Source organism: Paraburkholderia sp. RL17-381-BIF-C, assembly GCF_046026435.1.
Classification (GTDB): Bacteria; Pseudomonadota; Gammaproteobacteria; order Burkholderiales; family Burkholderiaceae; genus Paraburkholderia.
This window is the reverse complement of sequence record NZ_JARESX010000248.1, coordinates 1-328: the sequence shown is the minus strand read 5'-3', so window position 1 is coordinate 328 and position 328 is coordinate 1. Positions and strand designations below refer to the sequence as shown.

Annotated in this window: 1 protein-coding gene; it reads right to left on the bottom strand. The window is 65.9% G+C overall.

All coding sequences use genetic code 11. From position 1 onward, the window contains the following. Positions 1-328 (bottom strand): acyl-CoA dehydrogenase family protein (locus tag P0D70_RS36910; RefSeq protein WP_408188145.1); only part of this gene is annotated, 328 nt, incomplete at both ends.

Here is a 328-nt window from a genome sequence, read left to right as displayed (position 1 = left end):
GCCTCCGCCGGCCGCGTCCCAGACAACGTTCACGGCACGGGTCGCAAGCTGCCCGGCGAACGTTGCTTCGGCGCGGCAACGCGCACGCTCCTCGTCACTCGGAAGACGGCCAGACTCGAGGATCTCCGTCATCTGATCGCATGCGCCGTAGATGAGCAGGCGGGCTGCCTCGATGCAGGAAAGCGCCTCGGCGATCTTCACCTGCTGGGTTGGGAAGTCGCTCACCGCCTTGCCCGAGGCGCGCGAGATCCTGCTGCGTGCCTGCTCGAGATAGGTATTTACGGCACCCTCGGCGATGCCAAGAGCCGTGCCGCCGATGTAAACACCA